Origin of the sequence: Aliiruegeria lutimaris (assembly GCF_900099935.1) — a bacterium.
Taxonomy (GTDB): Bacteria; Pseudomonadota; Alphaproteobacteria; order Rhodobacterales; family Rhodobacteraceae; genus Tropicimonas; species Tropicimonas lutimaris.
This window is the reverse complement of sequence record NZ_FNEK01000150.1, coordinates 1-4,479: the sequence shown is the minus strand read 5'-3', so window position 1 is coordinate 4,479 and position 4,479 is coordinate 1. Positions and strand designations below refer to the sequence as shown.

Annotated in this window: 3 protein-coding genes and 1 pseudogene; 1 reads left to right on the top strand and 3 read right to left on the bottom strand. The window is 57.8% G+C overall.

The genetic code is table 11. The annotated features are described in order from the left end of the window. Nucleotides 1-292 (bottom strand): IS110 family transposase (locus BLR85_RS27865; protein WP_244520913.1); only part of this gene is annotated, 292 nt, incomplete at its 3' end. Between the two features lie 58 nt (nt 293-350). Beyond that, nucleotides 351-668, bottom strand: a pseudogene (locus tag BLR85_RS27860) (IS481 family transposase); the annotation flags it as partial. A 213-nt stretch (nt 669-881) separates the two neighbouring features. Between BLR85_RS27860 and BLR85_RS27855 the strand changes: the two are divergent. Then, nucleotides 882-1,949 carry a GNAT family N-acetyltransferase gene (locus BLR85_RS27855; protein WP_093165063.1) on the top strand — a complete coding sequence of 356 codons (1,068 nt, stop codon included), beginning with the start codon at nt 882-884 and terminating at the stop codon, nt 1,947-1,949. A 27-nt stretch (nt 1,950-1,976) separates the two neighbouring features. On the opposite strand, the gene BLR85_RS27850 is transcribed toward BLR85_RS27855, so the two are convergent. After that, nucleotides 1,977-3,158, bottom strand: coding sequence for an ATP-binding protein (locus BLR85_RS27850; protein ID WP_139188611.1), 1,182 nt, complete (start codon nt 3,156-3,158; stop codon nt 1,977-1,979). Nucleotides 3,159-4,479 lie beyond the last annotated feature (1,321 nt).

The window sequence follows — 4,479 nt, the reverse complement described above, 5'->3', positions numbered from 1 at the left end:
TATCGACGAGCTGTGCCCGGCGTGTCGTCAAGGTTCTGAGTATGCGCAGATTTTCGTCCGGCAATTCTCGTCCGGCTTCCGGTCTGAATGCCATGAACCGGGCGATCAGTTCGGCGTCGATCCGGTCCGTCTTCGCCCGCGTGCCCCGGGAAAGCGCGAATGCCTTGATCTGTGCAGGAGAAAGCTGAACAGCGACAATCCCTGCAGCAGAAAGTTCCGTCCAGAGCACCCATTCGTGGCCACCCGTAGCTTCAAATCCGACTTTCATAGGGCCGGATAACTGCTGGATCATCGCGACCAGCGCATTACGACCGTCTGCAGTGTTGGGATACCGGAACCGCTTTTGGACACAGACATCTATGCAGTGAAGACCGCGTCAGATGTGGGATCGTCGGCTGCAATGCGTAGAGGCAATCGTCGAGCGGGAGCAGGGTATGGCGCCGGAAGGCAACAACGACGGCTTCCTCTTCGGCGCTGAGAACGGTTGAGCGCGGCTCCTTTGGCCCGGTCTTGCAGTCTTCAACCGTCTGTCGCTTCCGCCACTTCGCGACCGTCTTCGGGTTGATGCCGAGTTCGCGGCTCAGCTCCGCGGTCGAAGCTTGCGATCGCTGTATTGCTGCTCTGACAGCGTGCGTGGTCGTGGCGCAGCCATGACGAACTTGTCCCATAGTGCTTCCTTCCATTCCATCGAATGGATCGCACCATCAAACCATGGGATCAAAAACCTAAAGCCTGCGAACAGACTGTTTCGACTGACCACGTCGCATGCCGTTCGACGGTTCCGCGTACACAGGCAAAAAAGTCCCTGCCCCCTATTGCGCACCGCCTCAAGCCCCCACATCATGCCGCCAAGCCGACAAAGCAGATGAATTTTTAAAGCCGTGCATATCGAGACCATAACCACTCGCGATCTCGACCCCGACCTTGTAGAAAAGTGGCGCGTCCTGCAGTCGCAATCCGAGGATCTGGCCAGCCCCTTCTTTTCGCCTGAATTCGCCCTAGCGGTGGGGCGATGCCGGAATGACCTGCACGTCGGGCTGATCCGGGAGGGCAGCGACATAATTGGGTTGATTCCGTTTCACCGACGCGGCTGCGGCCGCGGCGTTCCGGTCGGCGGGAAGCTCTGCGACTATCAGGGGATAATCGGCATCGCGCCCCCTTCGGCCTTGATGGGCGATCTGCTGCGTGGTTTGGGGCTGTCAGCTTTCGACTTCAACCATGCCCTGAGCGCGCAGCCGTTATTCGCGGAGAATGGCTATTTTTCCTCCACCTCACCCGGAGTGGACCTACGCGCGGGCTATGATCGCTGGAAGGAAGAAGTGAACGCCCGAACCAAGGCGCTCAAGACACTCGCCCGCAAGGAGCGCAAGCTGGCGCGCGAGGCCGGCCCGCTCCGCTTCCAGGTTCACGATCCTTCTCCTGAGGCCTGGTCAGGGTTTCAACGCTGGAAGAGGAACGCGCTGAAACGGCTCGGTGTGCAGTTTTTGGCCGATGGCTGGGACAAGGCTTTGCTAGAGGATCTTCGGCAGCAACAAGAGCCGAGTTTCCAGGGCCGGCTATCGACTCTCTATGCAGGCGACCGGATGGTTGCAGCCCATTTCGGCATCACTACGCCGCGCGCCTGGCACTGGTGGTTTCCGAGCTATGACCCCGATTTGGGCAACCTCTCCGCTGGCCTCGTCCTAATGCGCCATTGCATCGAGGCCGCCGCGCTGGAGGGCATGGCGGAACTTGATTTCGGACGCGGATCGGAACGTTACAAGATCGAATTCTCGAACCAGGCGCGCGCCCTTAGCGAAGGCTCTCTGGAACGTGTCACGCACCCCCTCGGTGCGCTGCGCTGGCTCCGCAAGACAGCCCAGCGCCCAACGCGAAAATTCCTCGATGACCGACAGGTCGACCTGCTGCGACGGGCCGGAAACAGGGCACTGCGGGCAGGAAGGCTGTGATTCCAAGCCCCATGGCCCGTTGTTTTTCTACTCAATCCTGCCGAGCAGCTTGTTCATGGCGATGCCCATCTGGGAGATCGCTGGCATTGGATCGCGCCAACTCCAGATTACGTGGAAATCCGCGGTCAAAGCATTCGTGATAGCACGCCTGATCTCCCCGGGCACCTGTCCCTTGCTCAGCATTCCGCGCTGGAGCGATTTGCGGGTGCCCATCACGTCGCCGTAGAGCCAGGCATGCTTCAACCCGCCGGGCGAAATGACGACAGGCTCCTCGCAGTCGGGATCCTCGGCTAGGTCGATGGACAGGCGGACCAACTCGAGACCGGCATGCGCCGGAACCGCCGAGTTCCCATTGAAGCGTGGGTTCAGTTCCAGGAAGCTGATCTCATCGCGTTCATGATCCACCATGAACTGGATAAGGCCGACGCCGGTATAATTCAGCTCGGCATTCATACGCTCGGTAAAGTCCCACAGGTTGTCCGGCATGGGGATCGTTTCGCCATACACGTCGATACCGGTATAGTCATAGGAATCGGTGCGCAGGATCCGGGTCGCCACCGCTTGTATCGTTTTGCCTTTCTGCGCGGCGTAGTCGACATTGTAACGCGGACCGGAGATAAAGCGCTGGACGATAAGGCTCTCATGGCCTTCGGGCCATTCGTGCAACTCGCGCTTCATCGTTTTCTCGTCCATCGTGATATAGGCTTTGCGGCCAGCGATTGGGCGCGCCGACCAGAGCGGGCGCACCACCAGGGGATAGCCGATCTGCTCCGCAGCCGCGTAGAGTTCTTCGAGATTGGCGACGGTCGCGTTGGGTGCGGAGGGGATGCCGGTCTTCTTGCAGACATCCAGCATTCCGACCTTGTCGAGACAGGTCAGAACGATACGTGGCGACGGCGTCGCATATGTGCGCCCGGCCGGAAGGGAATCCCAGTTACGGGCAAGCGCGAGGACATATTGCTCCTCGACCGGCATAACGATCGAGATGTCCGGACGCCCCTCCAGGAACGCGCGCAACTCTTCGAGAAATGCTGGATCCTCAGGCTTTGTCTCACTTTCCCAGATCTCGTCGCAGTGCTTGGAAGCTGCGGCCAGCCCTCCAAGGTCGCGCTTGACCGCGGTATTATAGCCGAGGCGGGAGACGGCTCGTATCACGGTGACAGTCGGTCGGAAATTGCCCAAAAGCAGGACAGTTCGAGTGGTGTTCATCTTGTTGGCCTGGCGGAAAGTTTGAACTGGAAAAATCTCTGGCGTGAGACACGTCGGGAGCGCCACCCGATGCCCGACCAAGGAACGCACCGCACATCGAGCGCTTCCCGAAACGCTCGGTTCATGGGCTTTTGCGCACCATGGGTTATGGCGATCACGGAGACCGTGGCACTAATATCACCTACGGCATGGGTGTGGTCCGTCAGCGACGTAAAAAAAATACCACGGCCTCCACGGCCAAGCGACTGCAGAAAATATGCGGAGCGTGTCCAAACCGGACCTGCTGCGGCAGGACCACGCGACGCTTTCTTGCAAGCCACAGCAAACATGGCCTGGAAGTTCGTTGATACCCACGTCACACACGCTTTGACGGCTGGGAGATGGATGTCCTTATCTGTATTTCCTGCGCCGGTCTTGACTGGAGAGATCGGCGGAACTTTCAACCGGATCTTTCGAACGTCATGAGCGATGCGCGATCTCGCTGGCCTAGCCTGATTCCGTAACAGGGCGGGGAGAATTGCGCAAGACATCTTGGAGCGCTTCTCAGCGCCAACGATTCCCGCAATATTCATCCTCGTCGTCCTAAACATCTGAAACCTTTCAAAGGGTGCGCCTCGCGAGCGTTGACGATGCTCGAAGCCAGAGGAAAGAAGCGACATCCGGCCTCCGTAAGATTTCCCCTCTTCACGCGCAAAGCGCCTGCATCCGTCCCTACGCGCAGAAACAATAAAGCTTTTCTTTCACCCGATTACATTTTCCCTAAGGAAAAGAAGGACCATTTCAGGCAACCTGTCAACGCTGCTGGAGCATCCCGCCGACACAGCCGGAACACCCATGCAACGGAGTCCTAATCAGTCCTTTGTTAACAAACGGAAAATGTCGTTCGGAAACAATCAATTCCCCTTGTTTACAGGGACTTGATTTCCTGCTGACTATTCACGAATCCGAGCCCGACCAATAATGACTAATTCTGCTCCTCCCAGAAAACCTATCCAAATGAATAGGCCCGCGCGAAGTCGCTTTTTCCTTTCATCAGTCCGCTTTCAGGACCATTGACGAGAAAGAGTTGGCAAAAGTCCGCTTTCAGGACCATTGACGAGAAAGAGTTGGCAAAATCCACCGAACGGAAGCTGCGAATCTCGGCGCACTCAAGAAGTCGTACCAGAACACAGCATGAATCGCTCCATTTGGAACTGATCACGGACGGCTTGCTCCGATGGTCAATGGCTAGCAACTGTGTCTATTCATCGAGCTTAAGACGCCATGGGGTATCGGTTTTGATGATCGCGTTAGCGATTGTGACCAACCTTCGGGCGATTGC